At 45.3% G+C, this 629-nt stretch carries 1 protein-coding gene; it reads right to left on the minus strand.

The genetic code is table 11. From position 1 onward, the window contains the following. Positions 1-629, minus strand: a 629-nt coding sequence (locus tag B3O33_RS11220) for an exodeoxyribonuclease III (RefSeq protein ID WP_292363604.1), incomplete at both ends; no start/stop codon positions are given.

Here is a 629-nt window from a genome sequence, read left to right on the forward strand (position 1 = left end):
CTCGGGCTCAGAACATGATAATCGATACGCCATCCTGTGTTATTGGCCCAGGCCTGACCACGGTTGGACCACCAGGTGTATTCATGTTCAGCCTGCGGCAGTTCACGGAACGCATCGACAAAATTCATCTCATAAAACAACTTATCCAGCCAGGCACGTTCTTCAGGTAAAAAGCCGGAGTTTTTCTGATTGCCTTTCCAATTCCGGATATCTTCATTCTTATGAGCGATATTCCAGTCACCGCAAATAATGTAATCTCGACCGGATTCTTTCATTTCCTGCATTTTATTTTCGAAAAACTCCATGCAGCGATATTTAACCTGCTGCCGTTCATCACCTGATGTGCCTGATGGCAGATAGAGGGAGATCACGCTCAGATTGCCAAATCTGGCTTCAATATAACGACCTTCGATATCAAACTCGGCATTGCCCATGCCTGTAATAACTTCGTCCGGTTTTTGTCGACTGTATATCGCGACACCGCTGTAGCCCTTTTTGACTGCATCGTGGTAATAACAGTGATAGCCTTCAGGAGTGAAAATCTTGTCTTCCAGCTGATGAACTTGCGCTTTAGTCTCCTGAATGCACACCACATCGGCATCCTGTTTTTTTAACCAGTCAAAAAATCC

Source organism: Methylophaga sp. UBA1464, from assembly GCF_002325665.1.
GTDB lineage: Bacteria > Pseudomonadota > Gammaproteobacteria > Nitrosococcales > Methylophagaceae > Methylophaga.